The organism is Amphritea pacifica, from assembly GCF_016924145.1.
Taxonomy (GTDB): Bacteria; Pseudomonadota; Gammaproteobacteria; order Pseudomonadales; family Balneatricaceae; genus Amphritea; species Amphritea pacifica.
In genome coordinates this window covers 90,766-109,112 of record NZ_JAFFZO010000003.1, presented here as the reverse complement: position 1 = coordinate 109,112, position 18,347 = coordinate 90,766, and the positions used below count along the sequence as shown (strand labels likewise).

Annotated in this window: 14 protein-coding genes and 4 tRNA genes; 11 read left to right on the top strand and 7 right to left on the bottom strand. The window is 47.4% G+C overall.

What is annotated here, in order from left to right:
• Window positions 1-36: 36 nt before the first annotated feature.
• The 5 genes from pgsA (at window position 37) to JW499_RS02235 (ending at window position 1,102) form a co-directional block, all read left to right on the top strand.
• A complete protein-coding gene (pgsA, locus tag JW499_RS02255; RefSeq protein ID WP_205209057.1) occupies window positions 37-585 on the top strand; it encodes a CDP-diacylglycerol--glycerol-3-phosphate 3-phosphatidyltransferase in 549 nt (182 codons plus the stop codon).
• A 112-nt stretch (window positions 586-697) separates the two neighbouring features.
• Window positions 698-773, top strand: a tRNA-Gly gene (locus JW499_RS02250).
• Window positions 774-815: 42 nt separating this feature from the next.
• Window positions 816-889: transfer RNA gene (locus JW499_RS02245), tRNA-Cys, on the top strand.
• A gap of 10 nt (window positions 890-899) precedes the next feature.
• Window positions 900-986 (top strand) — tRNA-Leu (locus JW499_RS02240).
• A 40-nt stretch (window positions 987-1,026) separates the two neighbouring features.
• A tRNA-Gly gene (locus JW499_RS02235) sits at window positions 1,027-1,102 on the top strand.
• 36 nt (window positions 1,103-1,138) lie between these two features.
• Here JW499_RS02235 and gap read toward each other — a convergent pair.
• Window positions 1,139-2,155, bottom strand: coding sequence for a type I glyceraldehyde-3-phosphate dehydrogenase (gap, locus tag JW499_RS02230; protein WP_205209056.1), 1,017 nt, complete (start codon window positions 2,153-2,155; stop codon window positions 1,139-1,141).
• Window positions 2,156-2,340: 185 nt separating this feature from the next.
• On the opposite strand from gap, the gene JW499_RS02225 reads away from it, so the two are divergent.
• From JW499_RS02225 to JW499_RS02200, 6 genes are all read left to right on the top strand, one after another.
• Entirely contained in the window at window positions 2,341-3,213 is an 873-nt protein-coding gene (locus JW499_RS02225) for a DNA-binding protein (RefSeq protein ID WP_205209055.1), read from the top strand.
• 20 nt (window positions 3,214-3,233) lie between these two features.
• The gene (locus tag JW499_RS02220) at window positions 3,234-3,692 is read left to right on the top strand and encodes a response regulator (protein ID WP_205209054.1); all 459 of its coding nucleotides are present in this window, start codon (window positions 3,234-3,236) and stop codon (window positions 3,690-3,692) included.
• Between the two features lie 76 nt (window positions 3,693-3,768).
• Window positions 3,769-4,434, top strand: coding sequence for a response regulator (locus JW499_RS02215; RefSeq protein WP_205209053.1), 666 nt, complete (start codon window positions 3,769-3,771; stop codon window positions 4,432-4,434).
• A gap of 51 nt (window positions 4,435-4,485) precedes the next feature.
• Entirely contained in the window at window positions 4,486-4,764 is a 279-nt protein-coding gene (locus JW499_RS02210) for a hypothetical protein (protein WP_091358946.1), read from the top strand.
• Between the two features lie 1,176 nt (window positions 4,765-5,940).
• Entirely contained in the window at window positions 5,941-7,167 is a 1,227-nt protein-coding gene (locus JW499_RS22795; RefSeq protein WP_205209052.1) for a tyrosine-type recombinase/integrase, read from the top strand.
• A 407-nt stretch (window positions 7,168-7,574) separates the two neighbouring features.
• Window positions 7,575-8,477: a methylenetetrahydrofolate reductase gene (locus JW499_RS02200; RefSeq protein WP_205209051.1), complete on the top strand. Its 903-nt coding sequence runs from the start codon at window positions 7,575-7,577 to the stop codon at window positions 8,475-8,477.
• 208 nt (window positions 8,478-8,685) lie between these two features.
• On the opposite strand, the gene JW499_RS02195 is transcribed toward JW499_RS02200, so the two are convergent.
• The 6 genes from JW499_RS02195 to JW499_RS02170 form a co-directional block, all read right to left on the bottom strand.
• The gene (locus tag JW499_RS02195; RefSeq protein WP_205209050.1) at window positions 8,686-9,663 is read right to left on the bottom strand and encodes a restriction endonuclease; all 978 of its coding nucleotides are present in this window, start codon (window positions 9,661-9,663) and stop codon (window positions 8,686-8,688) included.
• A 243-nt stretch (window positions 9,664-9,906) separates the two neighbouring features.
• Window positions 9,907-13,005: an HsdR family type I site-specific deoxyribonuclease gene (locus JW499_RS02190; RefSeq protein WP_205209049.1), complete on the bottom strand. Its 3,099-nt coding sequence runs from the start codon at window positions 13,003-13,005 to the stop codon at window positions 9,907-9,909.
• Window positions 13,006-13,024: 19 nt separating this feature from the next.
• Window positions 13,025-14,026, bottom strand: coding sequence for a RhuM family protein (gene rhuM / locus JW499_RS02185; protein WP_205209048.1), 1,002 nt, complete (start codon window positions 14,024-14,026; stop codon window positions 13,025-13,027).
• A gap of 340 nt (window positions 14,027-14,366) precedes the next feature.
• Window positions 14,367-15,542, bottom strand: a complete 1,176-nt coding sequence (locus tag JW499_RS02180; RefSeq protein WP_205209047.1) for an anticodon nuclease — start codon at window positions 15,540-15,542, stop codon at window positions 14,367-14,369.
• Window position 15,543: 1 nt separating this feature from the next.
• On the bottom strand, window positions 15,544-16,701 hold the full coding sequence (locus tag JW499_RS02175) for a restriction endonuclease subunit S (RefSeq protein WP_205209046.1): 1,158 nt from the start codon (window positions 16,699-16,701) through the stop codon (window positions 15,544-15,546).
• Window positions 16,698-18,254 (bottom strand): type I restriction-modification system subunit M, encoded by a 1,557-nt coding sequence (locus tag JW499_RS02170; protein ID WP_205209045.1) that lies wholly within the window; start codon window positions 18,252-18,254, stop codon window positions 16,698-16,700. Before JW499_RS02170 ends, JW499_RS02175 begins: the two co-directional genes overlap by 4 nt.
• Window positions 18,255-18,347 lie beyond the last annotated feature (93 nt).

The window sequence follows — 18,347 nt, the reverse complement described above, 5'->3', positions numbered from 1 at the left end:
AACTCTGTCCCGTATTTACAGGAAAGCTGAACGTCGATGAAAATACCCAATATCCTGACTCTGCTGCGCATAGTTCTGATTCCTGTTTTTGTATTGGTTTATTATCTGCCCTATGCCTGGGGGCCGATGGCGGCTGCCCTGGTGTTTGCTCTGGCGGCTGTTACTGACTGGTTTGATGGCTATCTGGCCCGCAGGCTGGATCAGACTTCGCCGTTTGGTGCGTTTCTGGATCCGGTCGCTGACAAATTGATGGTAGCGACTGCGCTGGTGTTGTTGGTTGATACCTATTCTGTTTTCTGGATTACTGCACCAGCCATCGTCATCATCGGCCGGGAGATTGTGATCTCTGCGTTGCGTGAGTGGATGGCTGAGCTGGGTAAGCGGGCCAATATAGCCGTCTCCTATATCGGCAAATTAAAAACAGCGTTGCAGATGCTGTCGATCTTCATCATGCTCGCCTTTGTGCCTTATTCGCTGTTTTCCTGGATTGGTATCGGGGCGCTCTATATTGCGTCAGTTCTGACGCTCTGGTCGATGTATGTCTATCTGAAAGCCGCCTGGCCAGACCTGACGGACGATATTTGATCAATCGACAGGCAGATCTAACTTATTAATCTGATTGCACTTTTTTGCAGCGGAAAAGTTGTTGACATAAAAGGTGAGCTGTCTATAATACGCACCACTTCTTCGGAAGCATGCGGAATTAGCTCAGTTGGTAGAGCGGAACCTTGCCAAGGTTCAGGTCGTCGGTTCGAGCCCGATATTCCGCTCCAGTCCTGCTCAGGCAGGGTTGAGGGTAATATGGTTTACCTAAAGGCGCGGTGGCAGAGTGGTCATGCAGCGGACTGCAACTCCGTGAACGCCGGTTCGATTCCGACCCGCGCCTCCATATTTGCTTTGCCCGGATGATGGAATCGGTAGACATAGGAGACTTAAAATCTCCCGGCTGCAAGGCCGTGCCGGTTCAAGTCCGGCTCCGGGCACCATTTACAGATCGTTCGATCTGGTGTAAAAAAGGTAAGTGAAGCGGAATTAGCTCAGTTGGTAGAGCGGAACCTTGCCAAGGTTCAGGTCGTCGGTTCGAGCCCGATATTCCGCTCCAGTTTCACTTCCCTCTGTCTTTCCTGATTTGTATAAATTAATCAGTCTCTCTGTTTCTGAATAGCTCTAAGGTCGTATCCAGCATTCTGTTGGAAAAGCCCCATTCGTTGTCATACCAGGCAAATACTTTCACCAGGCCATCCATTACCCGCGTCTGAGTGCTGTCAAAAATCGATGAGGCTGAGTGGTGGTTGAAGTCGACAGAGACCAGCGGCAGCTCATTATATTCAAGAATGTTTTTCAGGCTGTTTTTTGAAGCGTCCAGCATCAGCTGATTGATCTCTTCTACAGAGGTCTTTCTTTGTGGCACAAAGCAGAGATCAACCAGTGACACATTGGCTGTCGGCACCCTTACCGCCATTCCGGTCAGCCGGCCTTTCAGTTCAGGCATAACGATGCCGACCGCTTCAGCGGCGCCGGTGCGGGTAGGGATCATTGACAGGGTGGCGGCCCGGGCACGATAGATATCGTTGCTGTAAACATCGGAAAGATGCTGGTCATTGGTGTAGGCATGGATAGTGGTCATAATGCCTTCTGTGATACCAATATGATCATTGAGAATCTTTGCAACCGGTGCCAGACAGTTGGTGGTGCAGGAGGCGTTTGAGATCACCTTATGTTCCGGTTTAAGAATCGACTGGTTAACACCATAAACAATGGTTGCATCAGCGTTTTTGGCCGGTGCGGATACCAGTACCCGTTGTGCACCCTGGTCCAGATGGACCGCAGCGGCCTCGCGGCTGGTGAAGCGGCCGGTACACTCGTAGACGATATCGATCTCAAGCCCGGCCCAGGGGAGTGAGTGAGGGTCGGCTTCGCTGAGGATCTTTATACTGTCTCCGGCCACCTTCATCGTGTCGCCTTCGGCGCTGACCGGATAATTGAAATGACCATGTACGCTATCGAATTCGGTGAGGTGTGCATTAACCCGGCTATCCCCCAGGTCGTTGATGGCAACAATTTCAATCTGACTGTTCTTACCTGATTCATACAGGGCACGAAGAATATTGCGCCCTATACGACCATACCCGTTAATCGCTACTCTGATTGTCATGGCATGCTCCTTCTGCTGCATTGGCTTTGTTTCAGCATAAGACGATAATGGCTGAAGTCAAAGTAACAACCGCTGTCGTCGGAGGGAGAGTTCACTATTTTGTGTGTCTCTGCTGATTCAGCTGGTAGTGGCAGGATTGCTCATATAAGATAAGTATCTAATATGTATTATGTATTTTTAATATCATGACAATGACTCCCAAGACCTACGACAAAGTATTTGAAATCGCCGACAATCTGCTTGCTGAGGGGCGCAAACCCACCCAGCAGATGGTGCGCAATGAGTTGGGGGCGGGCAGCCTGACGACCATTAATAAAGCACTGAATGACTGGTGGCAGGGCCTGGGGAAGCGGCTGATTGAGCTGAATGCCCGGCCGGATATTCCTGAGCCGGTATTTAATAGCGCTAACACGCTGTGGCAGCAGGCACTGGCCTATGCTGAGCACCAGCTGTCTGATCAGCGGGAGCAGCTTGAGCAGCGTTATCTGGCGCTAAAAGCTGAGCTGGAAGGGCGTAATACCGAGAGTCATAATGACTTGCGCCGCCTGCAGGATTTGTCCGATAAGCTTCTGAGTGAAAACCAGCAGAGTCTGGCGGCTATCGCAGAGCTGCAAAAAAAGCAGCTGGCGCAGGATGAGCGAGAGATGCGCCTCGAATCCGAAAATCGGGATTTGCGGCGTCAGATAAAAGAGTTTGAGATTACCCTTGAGCAGCTCGAACGCAATGGTGGTGGTAATCATCAGCAGGAAGTGCTGGAGTATCAGCATAAAAATCAGTACCTTGAAGGGGAGACTTCAAGGCTTGAAAAACATAATCAGGTTCTGCAGGATGAAAACCGTCAGTTGAGAGATGCGCTGCTCGACGTTGAGCGGCAAAGCTTTAAAGAGAAACATCAGCTGGAACAGGTGATCAGTCAGCAGGATATGCGCTATCGTGAGATTGAGCAGAAGCTGAATTCAGGCAGTGTGGATTCATTGCTTGAGGTGCGTTTACAAGAAAAAGAGCGTGAGGTTGAACGGCTTCACTCCCTATTAGAAAACATTAAGTTAAAGTCATAACTAATTGAATATTTGAGACTATGGATACATATCTGGAGAAAGGATCATCGTACGGAGAGATTCTTGAAGGGATTAAAAGTTGTGATCCTGACGGTGCTGTTTGCTGTACTGATGAGCCTGTTTTCAATCTTGCCAAGGTAGTGCTTGTTAAGGAGAAACTGGTTGGTATTACCCTGCAGCTGGTTGACGAGCAGGGCTATGCTACCCGCCAGGTTACCAGTAAAAAGCCCTCCGACGATCAGCCAAGCGACAGTCATCTGAGCACACGTCAGACGGCAGTTATCAGAGCGCTTGAAAAAGTGCTGCAGCACTGCAAAAAGGAAGGTATCAAGCTTATCGGATACAGTGATGAGCTGGTTGCTATGCCGGTAGTGGTGAGTTCTGATGATGTGTCTCCCGCTGTAGCACTGGATATTGACACGCACGGTGTCTATTTCGGGGCTGATAGTGTGATTAATAATAACGACAACAACATTTAATCAAGGCACTACATTACTGATCGTTGATCGGTATAATTGGTCATAGATAGAATATTCAAAGGGATCTGAGCTATACATGAGAGCTATCAAGGTATTGTTGGTTGATGACCATCCTGTTGTCAGAGCAGGGTTTCAACGTTTGCTGGATAATGACAGCGGCATCGATATCATTGCCGAGGCCAGCAGTGGCCAGGAAGCGGTGGAAAAGTACTTTTCCGTCTGTCCGGATGTGGTGATCATGGATCTTTCTATGCCTTCCGATGGCTCTGAAGGTGATGGAGTTCAGAATTATGGTGGTCTTGAAGCCATACGGGTGATCAGGGCTAAAGATCCCGAAGCCAAAGTCCTGGTGTTGACGGTTATGGAAAGTGAGCCATTTCCCGCGCATGTTGTTCAGGCGGGAGCGTCAGGTTATCTGACCAAGCGTTGCGCCCCTGACGAGCTTCTGAAGGCCGTGTATGAGGTCTCAGAAGGGCGCACATACTATGCAGAAAGTATTCGTGAGATGCTGGCTCCTGGCGCAGCGGACGGTAATTCCCCATTCAACAAGCTTACTAAGCGTGAGTTTCAGATTTTCTCATGCCTCGCTCAGGGGCAGTCGGCAGCTCAGATCGCTGAAAAGATGTTTCTGAGCCCTAAAACTGTACACGCCCATCGGGCCAATATCCTGCGCAAACTGGGTATCAATAACAATTCTGAACTTGTACATATCGCTATCCGTCATAGTATTGTAGAGGCCTGAGTATTTCATTCAGACCGCACAATAATCGCGTGCCAATTTGAGGCGTAATCTATGTACGATCAGGACCAGTCTGAGCTTATTCTTGAAGCGGATTTTCTCTGGCGTGAAATTCGCGTTGGAGATGAGATCTATCTTGATGCTGACTTTTACAGCAGCAACCGGCGTTTGCTATGCCGGGGTGCACCTTACCAGGTGCTGGCCAAAATAGATAAAACCTGCGGCGCCCAGGAGCTGATTGTTCAGTCATATCAAACCCATGAACTGGTTGCGGTTTCACCATTCCTTGTGTGCAGTTATGAATCACCTGAGCAGCCGATATTGATCTCCTGATCAGCAATTTTCCTCTCCAGACTTGCCCGGATATTTCCTTCTTAATGTAAGCAGCACACAGCAGAGCAGGCGGATTTTTATCCGCCTGTTTTTTTGTCGTGCGCAGACTCGCGTTCGGCAGTGTTTACCTTAAAGATCGTCAGATTTTTCACGTAGCGCACGCAAATTCCATCGTCTCTTATTAAATCAGTAGTAAGTCTTAGCTAGCTTGAAATAACCTAAATAGCGCTAATCTCTATAAATATATAACTTCGTATAATATATATTATGTTAAATATAATATTTATAAAGGTGAAAATGATAGAGGTGCTGCCCGGCAGTAATGCGGTTCGAAAGCGCGGTTCAACATGGGGCTGCAGTATGGCTTGGTAGCAATGAACATCGCCCTGCACCCGGCCCTGTTCTTGTGTCTGACAGTTAACATCGATTGCTTGAGATTGGTGTTATATCCTCAGTTGCCAGGTAGCGTCTGAAACTTGAGATCTTAAGCTTGAAAACAGATCGTGCGGAGAGTGTCGAAGAATTTAATTTTGTGGGTAATCTGCCGCTGCGTGAAAGCTCCTGCGATGATCAAAAGCATAGATTCACGTGCGCCACTTTCTTCTAAAATTGGATCTGATTAAGTGCTATCTGAAACCAGAAGCTTTGATATTCTATTCCGGAAATATGGATGCCAGCGGTTTTCTCAATCCGGACATTATTCCCGGTTATTCCATCGCTTGTTCTGTCAAAGCAAAATGCTTAATTCATATTTGGATAATTGCGAGCGGACAGTATCGTCGATTTAAATTTTCAGGGTGACTCTGTTACTCAGCGAAATCTAATCAGCAGGTTCGCTTCAAATGAACCTCCGACAGTGTCATGTTGATGTCATTTCATAATTAAGAACTGAGTAGTGGAAAGAAGGATGAATGGTATTGCTGCCAAATGTTTAGCCTGGTGGCTGAGACAGGACTATCTACACGACATACTGACAGTCTTCGACAGTGACGATATTGGTATAGCTGAGCATTAAGCAACTATGATTAAAAGCAGGCTTAGCGCTCTTAATGGGTGCCGTACGTGTGTTTTATATAATTACCAGTAGTAGACACTACTGGTAATTGAAGAGACTTCTACATACAATCAGGTTCTTATCTCAGACAACTAATTCAAGTAACTCAAGGTTCAATGCCCGTGTCGATTACAGAGTTCCCTGGCCTGCCGCTGTTCGATTCCGCTAAGCACTTTAATCAGATACCCAGAAATGCAGTGTTCCCTGACCAGGCACCCGCTGTTGAAGCGTTTGTTCTCGGTATTGCTGTTGATGGTGCGCTTGATGACTACCGCTACACCAAAGACTTTCTCAGTAGCTACAGCAAGAAAAGCCAGGACACCTACGAGAAGTTCCGGGGTGATGCAGAACGACTCCTGCTCTGGGCCTGGTTAATCAAGAGGAAATCCATTGTTGGGTTGCGCAGACGTGATCTCGAGGAATATACGGACTTTGTCGCCAGCCCCGATCCTCGCTGGCAGACCAAAACCATAGAAAGACGTTTTGCGACTGTCAACGGTCTACGTGAGCCGAACAGCAACTGGCGCCCTTTTCGTGCTGCGGGGGCTGGCAAAGGACGACTCAACACGAAATCATGGCAGGGATTGTTCTCTAACCTCAGTGTATTCTTTAACTATCTGATGGCAGAAGATTATGCGCCCGGTAATCAGGTTCCGATTGTTAAGAAAAACTGCCCCTATCTGAGACAGGAAACTGGAATCAATACCGCCCGCCGGTTGTCTGAGCTGCAATGGGAATATCTGCTCAGTTCCGCTAAATCCCTGGCCGCGGCTGATCCACAGCATGAACGGACACTGTTTGTTATCGCCACACTCAAGTCGCTTAAACTGCGTATCTCAGAGCTGTCTGAGCGGCCTAACTGGTTGCCGGTGATGTCCCATTTTCACCGGGATCACGAAGGTAACTGGTGGTTCCGCGCCTATGGCAAAGGCTCTAAAGAGCGCGATGTCTCAATCTCCAACGAATATATCGGATTTCTTCAGCGCTACCGTATCCACAGAGGCCTGCCCCCCCTTCCCTCTAAAGACTCGGCTGAGCCGGTTATCGAATCCCGGGTTAAAAACCGCGGCATTGGTAGTCGCCAGCTGCGCAACATTGTCGAAGTTGCATTGAATGAAGGTTGTCACTCCCTGATAACCGATGGTTTTGATGTCGAAGCCTCAGAGCTGCGTGCCGCCACCACGCATTGGTTGAGGCATACAGGCGCCTCGATGGAGGTCGCTGCGGGTCGTAATCTGGCACACGTTCAGGCCGACCTGGGACACGGCAGCATCAGAACAACCGACGAGCTTTATGTGGATTCGGATAATATGGAACGGGCATCGAGTGCTAAGAGTCAGGAGGTATAATTTCGATAATACAGTAGGTTGTTTAGACTTATTAAAGTACTATATCAGGAAATATCTCTCTTTATTGTTGTCGTTGCTGAAAGGTAGTGGCTGCAAATATGCCGGGCGGACGCAAGCCCAACACGATCATGCAATGCAATGCAAAATGGATTGCCCCGGACTACGCATTTATGAAATGCGCGTTACTCTCGCCACTTCCACCAATCTGTACTCATTATAATTATTTCGTTTATGCCTGATCCTGTTTTCTGTTCAGGCGTAATCTTGCCCCAATCAAAGATCAGAGGCGCTTTCTGGCTACTGTTGATTGGCTCATCAGCGTCCCGACAACCTATATCCTGACGTTGATATTTCGCCAGCTCATAACGGGCTAGCCGGTCACATCATATTTCATAGAGTGTGGATTTATGCATATAGTACAACCGGACAACATAGCGCCCATTGAAAAGGTGGCCAAAACAGCGGCATACACGCTTGAAGTGACGGGCAAGGAGATCCGCCAGATCGAAATAGCTGCACCACATATTCCACCGGGCACGCCGATCAACATCGCGTTTCTGGGCAATGAGAACCATGATCAGCGAGTTAATGCCGCCAGAGTCATTCGGGAATGTGGCTTAGAGCCAGTTCCCATCATCTCTTCGCGCCGCTTACGCTCGGAAGAGGATCTCAACAACCTGATTACCCAGCTAAACAGCGCAGCCCGTCCGTCGCGCTTTATTTTCGTCGGAGGAGATCCCGCTACGCCAGCGGGTCCATACAGCGATTCGCTGGCCCTCCTCGCAAGTGGGGTATTACAACGCCATGACATTCACTATGTTGGGATCGTCGCCTATCCCGATGGGCATCCGAATATCAGTGCAGATAAGCTCTGGCACGCACTGGAATGGAAATATCACTTCCTTCGAGATGCTAATTGCACGCTGGAGATAACCACTCAGTTTGGTTTCGATACTGAGGCTATCGTGCGCTGGATCAGGCAACTACGCGATCGCGGCATCGACGCCCCTGTTAATATCGGCGTTCCAGGGCCAGCAAGTATCAGCCAGTTGCTCCGATATGCAAAGCAGTTTGGGGTAGTCGCATCCACGGAAATTGCCGGGCGCTACGGTCTCTCTTTAGCGACCTTGCTGCGTAAGTCTGTCGCAGATTACTTATGGGCAGATCTTGTCAGCGGTCTGGCAGAGCAGGAACCTGGAGATATTAGATACCACCTCTACCCTTTCGGCGGCATTAAGGAAAGTGTCCGCTGGATGAATTCCCGGGTTTGCAGTGGTCAGCCAGTACCGGACAGCTCCTCAGGTCAGTAGAAATAGCATCCACCGTGAAGCAGGACGAGAGCATCAACTATTCTGATAACAACTGAATTTCACGGGTATAAATCATGGGTATAGTGAAAATTACAGGTGTAACTCCGCATAAATACGAATTTTAACGCCTTAACACAAAATAACAGGGGGCTAGTCGGCATAAACATCGACGGGCCAATGAATGTTGATGCCTGGATCAGGAAGGGCTTCAAGCAGTGTTCTCATCTCTCTGACTGGCCACCTGAACTTCCGCATTCTGCATTCCATCCCAGTAATCTGAATCCATCTCCTTGATTTCGATATGTTGCTTGGTTTGCATGCCAAGGTTGTAGTCATAGATATACTTAGCCAATTGTTCCCCATTGATCAAAACCAAATTGGTAGTGCCATTCAGACTCTCAGCATAAGCAGTTGCGCCAGCACTGTATGATGAAGTCGTGATGAACACACCTTTATTAGACTGAGCTACTGCCAGAGCACCAACAAACTTTTGAACTTCTTCACGTCCTACCGTGTTACTTTTTGCATAACGTTTAGCCTGTATATGTATTTTTCCCAGACCGAGGACATCCTCTTTGATAATGCCGTCGATACCACCATCATTTGAGGCTTGTGTGACCGTCCCTGCGTTTTTTATCTGTCCACCATAGCCCATCCGCTCCATAAGCTTAACAACAAGGCCTTCAAACTCTGATGGCGTCTTACTGAGTATGGTATCGATGATCTGCTCATAAGTGGACTGACGGATGCTCTCATGCGCTGCATTGAGTATCTCTTGAGGGGTTTGGTTATCTTCCATCAGAACATTGGATGTTTCACCCAGTTGCCCTGCTTCTACTGCTCTGATTTTCTGCTGAGCGGCTCTGCGTGCCATTTGCTTGTTTACAAACTGCTGAATCTCTTCAGTGGATTTGTCTAAGAAGGTTCGGGCGATCTCGGTGTTTTTGTATACGCCCCGCCGTGGCCTTTCAGTCAGGCCGCTGTTGGTCAGGTAACTAAGCGCCCAACTGATTCTGTCCAGAAATACAGTGCCATTGCCTGACTCATATTCCTGAGCTATCTGCTCATCCTTGAGGCCAAATTCAGCAGCTAAAGGCTGTTCCAGGCTTCTGAATTTCTGCTCACCATGCTTATCCAGATAACGCAGAATATTCGGCATGATTTCGTTGTATTTAGGGATAGACATAACTTTTCCGTAAGTTTTATATGTATAAACAGCTTTACAAGCAAATTCTACTGCATTGATAAATTGCAGTTATTTATTTCTATCAGGAGGCATGGCAGGCACAACTCTGATAAAGTTCCTGGCCACCTGGCTTCGTTCTCCCCTACTTTGTCAGCAACCGTCCGGGCGTAGTTGAGCATGTCATCTTCAGTCCAGTTTGTCAGTGATACAGTGTTTAGCGACGATAAAAACCTATATCTGCCATTAAATCTTCCCGCCCACACCTTTAAACTTCTCCACAAATGCAGCGATCTTTTGAAACACTGTCTGCTTCTTGGTCAGATATTGCGGGTTTAGTGGGCTCATTTTAGGCAGAATCGAGTTAAGCTCTGTACCAGCGTCACTGGCATATTCCCGCTTTAGTGAGGTGGTGATGTAACGGCGGGCTTCTTCAGCATTGAGATTCTCTGTATTGATCAGTTCGTCCGCCTCGCGCTGCTGCTCTGCTTGAGCAAAGGAAAAAAATGCTTCGATCACGCTGGCTTTGTCACCAATCTGGTCCAGATCGGTTTGATTGATAAACTCCACCACCAGGCTTTCTTTAGCGCGGTTGCCCAGACTGGCACGGATTAGACGGCGAACTTCATCCACCAGATCCGCTTTACTTTTGGTTCTCTTGTTGTGCTCAAAAATAAGCTCAAGAATGTAATCGAGGTTGATCTCCTGCGACTTAAGCAGATCTACCTCAAACACCACATCATCCCAGTCGATGCCGGACTTCTCTTTTTCGTCTGCGGATTTCTCACGGCGCTGCCAGTCGCGGATGTCGTTGTAGGTCGAGCGGTAATCCTGAACCTTACGCTCGGCAGGCAGGCGTATGGTTTGTAATTCCGCCAGCTTTTCATCATCCAGATAGTGCTCGGCCTTAAACGCTTCGACGGCTTCCGGGTCACTCATATCCACGTTTTGCAGGGCTTTCAGACTGAAAAACTCATCGTAGTTCTGCAGGATGTTTTCAACGCGCAGGTATTCGCCAAAGAGTTTGGCAAAGTCTTTTTTGTCTGTTTCTTTTTCTATGGCCCCCGGGTCTGGGAATCGCTGCTCTAACTCGGTAACCACCGCCATGAAACCACGTCGCGCCTGACCGGTAACTACATCGGTAAAGCCTTCCATGTATTCCTGATAGCTTTTTTCAAGCACCACGTTTTTAGTGTTTTTATCACCAAACAGGGTGATAGCATCGACCGTCGCCCTTTCCAGGTTGCGGAACGTGACGATATTGCCAAAGGTCTTTGTGGCATTGTAAATGCGATTAGTGCGCGAGTAAGCCTGCATTAAACCGTGATAGCGTAGGTTTTTATCGACAAACAGTGTATTCAGGGTTGGTGCATCAAAGCCGGTGAGGAACATGCCCACCACAATCAGGAGGTCAATCTCCTGGGACTTAACCCGCTTGGCTAAATCGCGGTAATAATTCTGAAAACCATTGCTATCAACACTGAAATTACCTTTAAAGTGAGTGTTGTAGTCAGCAATGGCTGCAGTTAAAAACTCTTTGGCACTGCTGTTCATGGCTGAGACATCAAAGCTTTCGTCTTGAATGTCACCAATGGCATCTTGCTCTTCATTAGCTGCATAGGAAAATATCGTGGCAATTTTCAGCGGTCTTTCGCTACCCTGCTGTAACTTATTGAGTGATTCATAATACAGCTTGGCAGCATCCACACTGCTGACCGCAAACATCGCATTAAACCCCTGACCGCCCGCGTTCAGGCGATGGGTTTTCTGACGGAAGTTATTCAATATATATTGAGAAACCTCGCGAATACGTGCTGGATGCAACAAAGCCTGTTTATTTTCTAACGCACTGAGCTTGTTCTCATCCTGCTCAGTTTCTATCTCTTTAAAAGCTGGGCGCACATCATTGTAGTCCACCTTAAACTTCAGCACCTTTTCATCACGGATCGCATCGGTGATTACATAGGAATGCAGTTCGCGGCCAAACACACTCGCCGTTGTTTCTGCACCCAGAGCATTCTGTGGGAAGATAGGCGTACCGGTAAAACCGAACTGATAGAAGCGCTTAAATTTTTTATTCAGGTTTTTCTGTGCTTCACCAAACTGACTGCGATGACATTCATCGAAAATAAACATCACTTGCTTTGAGTAGATAGCCAGATCTCCCTCGCTTTTCATCAGGTTATTAAGCTTCTGAATGGTGGTAACGATAATCTTGTTATCGTCTTTATCCAGATTGCGTTTGAGGCCTGCGGTGCTGTCAGAGCCATTCACGCTGTCGGGTGAGAATCGCTGATACTCCTTCATGGTCTGGTAGTCGAGGTCTTTCCTGTCTACCACAAAGAATACCTTGTCGATAAACTCCAGCTCTGTCGCCAGGCGCGCTGCTTTAAAGCTGGTCAGGGTTTTACCGCTGCCAGTGGTATGCCAGATAAAGCCGCCACTCTCTGGCTTGCTCCAGTTCCTGGCCTCAAAAGAGCTTTTTACCTTCCACATAATACGTTCGGTGGCGGCAATCTGGTAAGGGCGCATCACCAGCAGCGTATTGCTGACATCAAACACCGAATAGTGCAACAGTACATTTAACAGAGTGTTTTTCTGAAAGAACGTCGCAGTAAAGTCTTTTAAGTCTTTAATCAGACTGTTATCAGCCTTCGCCCAGTTCATGGTGAAGTCGAAACTGTTTTTATTGCGCTGGGTGGTATTGGCAAAATAGCGGCTGTCGGTACCGTTAGAGATCACAAACAACTGCAAATATTTATACAGCGAATCTTCGCTGTTAAAGCTCTCTTTGCTGTAGCGATGCACCTGATTAAAGGCCTCGCGAATCGCCACACCGCGTTTTTTCAGCTCGATTTGCACCAGGGGTAAGCCGTTCACCAGAATGGTCACATCGTAACGGTTGGCAAAGTGACCGGTTTGCGCAAACTGTTTGATGACCTGTACTTTATTGCGGGCAATGTTCTTTTTATCGACCAAATAGATATTTTTGATTCGGCCATCATCAAACACAAAATCATGGATATAGTCATCATGGATCTTGCGGGTTTTCTCGACAATGGTGTCGCTGGGCTTATCCAGATAGGTTTCAACAAAACGCTTCCACTCACCCTCCAGAAACTCGACCTGATTGAGGATCTGCAGTTGCAGTCTCACATTCGCCAGCATGGCCTGCGGGTTATTGACGGAAGGCAAATATTCGTAGCCCTGATTGACTAAATCTTCAATCAGCTCGCGTTCTAGCTCCGCTTCGCTCTGGTAGCTTTCAGTAACTTTCCATTCCTTGGTGTATTTATCGAGAACAATAAAATTGTTCGACTCGGCAATCGTTTTGTACTCTGCCATAGCTTGCTCTCTGCCTGTCCTAGTGGTTTTTATCGTTTAATAAAATGAAGTGTTCGATTAAGCGTATCATTAATTCTTTTTGTCCGGGCTTACTTTCTGCCACAAGCAAAGCGAGTGCAACCAGCGTATTGTCATTAATCAATTGTTCCACCGGCTTAGCCAACAAGTGCTGATGAACCCGCAAATACCAAAGAAACAAAAAGGAGCCTGTGCGTTTATTACCATCTGCAAACGGATGGTTTTTAATCACCATATATAACAAATTCGCCGCGCGACTTGCGGCATTAGGGTAAAACAGTTGATCGCCAAAGCCCTGTTCGATAGTCGCGATCGCAGAGGCCAGGCCTTGACCACGCAACTGCCCAAACAACTCAGTCGCCTCCCCTTTTGCGATTAGCTCCTTTTTTAACTCAGCAACGGCGTATAGCACCGAATCCAGATCAAGTGCCTGCATATCGCTTTGTTTTTGCAGGCAATCCCCCAGGGATTGCTCATCATAGGCCTGCAATAAACTCCAGCTGCGTGCATAATCACTTATCATGGCTAATACCGCTTCGCCAGATTCACTAATCATTTGCTGGTTTTGCAGAGTAGAAGACAACAAGCTAAGTGCTTGTTCTATTTCAATGCCCCGCTGCGCAAGGCGCTGATGGTTTAGGGTATAACCTTCAACCAAATGTTGCTTAAGGATGTGCGAGGCCCATTGACGAAACTGAGTCCCCTTTTTAGAACTCACTCGATAGCCAACGGACAAAATCGCATCAAGATTATAGTGATCAACCTCACGGCTCACCTTCCGCGAACCCTCTAGTTGAACTATCCGGAATTTCCGGATAGTTGAATCTTTTGTCAGCTCCTGCTCTTCATAGATATTTTTCAAGTGTTCATTGACCGTGCGCACATCCTTTTCAAACACCTCGGCCATTTGTCGCTGAGTCAGCCACAGGGTTTCTGAATCAAGGTCGAGCTTGATCTCAATATGCTGCTCGCTCGTTTGATAAATTTCGATCGGGTTAGCCATCGGTTCCCTCCGTGTTGCTATGCTGCTGGCTGAAGAGCATGTACAGCATTGTAACAGCATCTGTTAACCGCAGGCCTATGTCTCTCAGAACTTTGCTCATAACAGGCTACTGCTTTCGTATTGAGGGAGATTTCAATAAAACGCAACCACTCACCCTAAAAAAACTGACCTTATTGAGTAGTTGCGTTAGCCCTGTCACATTCGCCAGCTTGGCCTGCGGGTTAATTATGTAAGACAAATATTCATAGCTCTGATTAGCAGAAACTTCAATCAGCTCGCGTTCAAGCTCCGCTTGTCGAAAACAATAGAACTGTTCGATTCAGCGATAGGCGTAGTGTTATCAACCATTTGGATCTTCCTGCTGCCAATAGGCATAATTGCTTATTAAGTGATTCAGTAGCAAGGCAACCGTATTCTTTTCTGGGCCACTGGGTTCGGCAACGGCTTCATTCGACAATGTTGAGTGGCTGGTAAACTGAATAATACGGTTTAAATACGCCTGCTTGTCATCGGGCAAGAGTTCTGACCATTTGGGATACCCCAGAAAGCTGGCCGTCTTTTCATACAGGTTGCGCAACAGCGTGAAGTGGTACTTCTGCACAGTGTTTTCAGCGATGGCTTTTTCCAGTATCTGCTTTAGATGCAGGTGATAAGAGAAGCTTTTATTGGAATCGCCGTGCTTATCCAACAGCGCAAAGGTGCCATCTTCAAACCGTTCCAACAGATAACAGGCTTTACTATTCAGCTCGTTGTAGAGCACGTTATAAAAAAGTGGGCTGTGGGTGGTTATTATAAACTTCAGGTCTGACTTACTGGATTTGATCAGCCCCGCCAGATTAACAGCCAGCTCGATCAGGTGGTTTTCATCTAATGAACTAACCGGGTCATCAATAAACACATACTCCAGCTGATCAAATTGCCTAGTCTCACGATTCTCTGGCTCTGCAACATTGAGGATGGTAATCACCTGGTCCAACAACGTGTAGAAAACACTCCAGATAAAGTTACTTTCTTCGCCTTTGGATATTTTCAGAGGCTCTGTACCTTCATTGTCACCTCGTTCCAGGGTAAAGGTGACTTCGGCATAGTTTTCACTGAAATGCGGGGTTAACTTATCATTGGCAAAGTGTTGGAAGTACTTGACGATATTCGCATCTTGACCAAGATCTTTCAGCAGGGTGAGCAGCCAGTCGGTATAGGTATTCGGCTGAATTTTAAGTTTGGGGGCAGCATCCTCTTCTAAATCATTATCCCAATAAAACAGATCTTCAGTGAAGGCGTTGTAGTAAAGGATTTTCTCCCGTGGCGAAATAGCTTCGTCATCCTCGCCATTGCCTTTCGGTGCAACAAACTGTTTAAATTCACGAGACAGGCGGGTTTTGCCCGTGCCGTTGAATGCATAAATTAGCTGTACTTTAGGCACCTGCGTGACGACTTCGACCTCCGTGGTCTTCTTACTCTTCACCTTTCTTGGCGTATTTAACTGCTCTGCAATCTTGGTCAGCGTCTTGCTCATTTCAGGCAGCTTCCTCGGTATTCGGTTTAGGGAAGCTCAGCAGTAGATCACGATAATACTCGTATTGTTTTTGACGCAGCTCGATTTCGCGGGGCAAACCTTCTGTGATTGAGTTGGTTAAGGCGTCAAATTTATCAAGAACTAATACGACTCGCTCTTTTTCTGTTGGCGAAGGGGTTGGTATACGGATACTTTCCAAGTTTTTCTTGTTTAGTTTCGGTTGTGCAGCACCAGAAATATAGGGCGTCAAATCGATACTATTCAGGTAATATTCGACGTACCTTCTTTCCTCATAAGTATCGAATTTAAGCACATGAGCATGATTGTTAACCCAAGTTTTGCCACTAATGCTAAATGCTATTGGTGTATTTCTTGCCAATAGATTTGCACCATCTTCAGAAACAAGCAAAAAGTCGCCTTCAAAAATATAGTCTTTAACGTAATCGACAATTCCAGACGCTCCGTAATACGGAATATTTCCGGCTTCCCTCAAGCCGCTCTTGATTGGCTTTCTTTTTGAGTCGAGGTTCTCGGCCACTTCCCCCAATGTTTTCCACTCCACTTCCCCTTCTTCAAAACTCAACAACTGATCGCGGTAGTAGTTGTATTGTTTTTTGCGTAGGTTAAGCTCGGCGGTCAGCTCGGCGGTCATGGCGGTAAATGCGTCCAGAATGCGGACGATTTCGGCCTGGATTTCCAGCGATTTTTTAGGGTTGTCTGGGCAGGGGATGGGGATTGGAATGCTATTTAAGTTTTTTTGGTTAAGCTTTGGTTGTGCCGCACCAGAAATGTATGGAGTCAAATCAATACTGTTGAGGTAAATATCAACAAATCTACGCTCGACGTAAGTGTTGAATTTTAATATGTGGGCATGGTTATTTACCCAACTTTTACCGCTTATGCTGAATGCAATAGGTGTATTTCTAGCAAGTAAATTGGCACCATCTTCAGAAACAAGTAAAAAGTCACCATCAAAAATATAATCTTTCACATAATCAACAATGCCTGAGGCTCCGTAGTACGGAATTTCACCTGATTCTCTCAATCCACTGGTTATCGGTTTTCGCATTGAATCCAGATTTTCTGCTAGCCCTCCCAACGCTAGCCACTCCACCTCAATCCCATCCAGCAGCTTTTCCATAAAGCTAATGTTGCTCATGCGTCCTGCTCCTCACCTTCAATCTCCGCCACTATCGCATCAATCTCTTGGCGCAGCTGGGTAATCCCGGCGACGGTGGTTTTTAGCTCGGCATTGAGTTCAGCAATATCCACCACTTCGCGGGTGTCTTTGACTTCTACATAAGAGCTGACCGACAGGTTGTAGTCGTTGCCTGAAATTTCTTCAAGCGGCACCGAACGGGCCAGGTGATCGACGTTTTCCTTGCTATCAAACACCGCCATGATTTGCTGAATATGGTCATCGGTGAGGATGTTATTATTGGTCTCTTTTTTAAACAAACCACTGGCATCAATAAACTGGGTGTCGGTGCTGGTTTTGTTTTTTGCCAGCACCAGAATATTCACCGCGATGGTGGTGCCAAAAAACAGATTGGGTGCCAGGGAGATCACCGTTTCTACATAGTTATTATCTACCAGATACTTTCTGATTTTCTGCTCGGCACCGCCACGGTAAAAAATACCAGGGAAGCAGACAATGGCGGCGCGGCCTTTGCTGGAAAGGTAGCTGAGTGCATGCAGCACAAAGGCGAAATCAGCTTTGGATTTAGGCGCAAGGACTCCTGCGGGCGCAAAGCGATCATCATTAATTAATATGGGGTCGTCAGCGCCTATCCACTTCACGGAATAAGGCGGGTTGGAGACGATGGCATCAAAGGGTTTGTCGTCCAAAAAATGCGGGTCGATCAGCGTGTTACCCAACTGCATATTGAACTTGTCGTAGTTGATGTTGTGCAAAAACATATTCATCCTCGCCAGGTTAAAGGTGGTGTGGTTGATCTCCTGGCCGAAGAAGCCCTCTTCTATGATATGGGCGTCGAAATGTTTTTTAGCTTGCAGCAGCAGTGAGCCAGAACCACAGGCAGGGTCGTAAATTTTATTAACGCTGGTCTGCTTGTGCATAGCGAGCTGGGCAATCAGTTTAGACACATGCTGCGGAGTAAAAAACTCTCCGCCCCATTTACCGGCGTTGGCGGCATAGTTAGAGATTAAAAATTCGTAGGCATCGCCGAACAGGTCGATATGGCTGCCCTCAAAGTCTCCGAACTCCAGCCCCGCCACGCCTTTGAGTACATCGGCCAGGCGCTTGTTCTTATCTTTTACGGTATTGCCCAGGCGGTTACTGGTGGTATCGAAATCGGCAAACAGGCCTTTAATATCCTGCTCGGAAGGGTAACCACTGGCCGAGGCCTCGATTGCGGCAAAGATGGCCGCCAGATCGGTATTCAGGCTTTCATTGCTGTTGGCATTTTGGGCCACATTGGCGAACAACTGGCCGGGGTAGATAAAGTAACCCTTGGTTTTAATGGCATCGTCTTTGATTTCCGGCGTGATTACACTATCGGGCAGTTCTGCGTAGTTAACGCTGTCGTCACCGCCCTCAATGTAGGCGGCAAAGTTTTCACTGATAAAGCGGTAAAACAGGGTGCCGAGGACGTATTGTTTAAAGTCCCAGCCGTCGACGGCACCGCGTACATCATTGGCAATGGCCCAGATCTGACGTTGAAGAGCGGCGCGTTGTTGGGTGCTTGTCATGAGTATTTTCTCGTTGTTTTTCTTAGTTGTATCGTCTGTTAGGTTTCGTTAAGACGTTTGTTGGTTGATGTAACAGCATCCAGCTTATCGAGG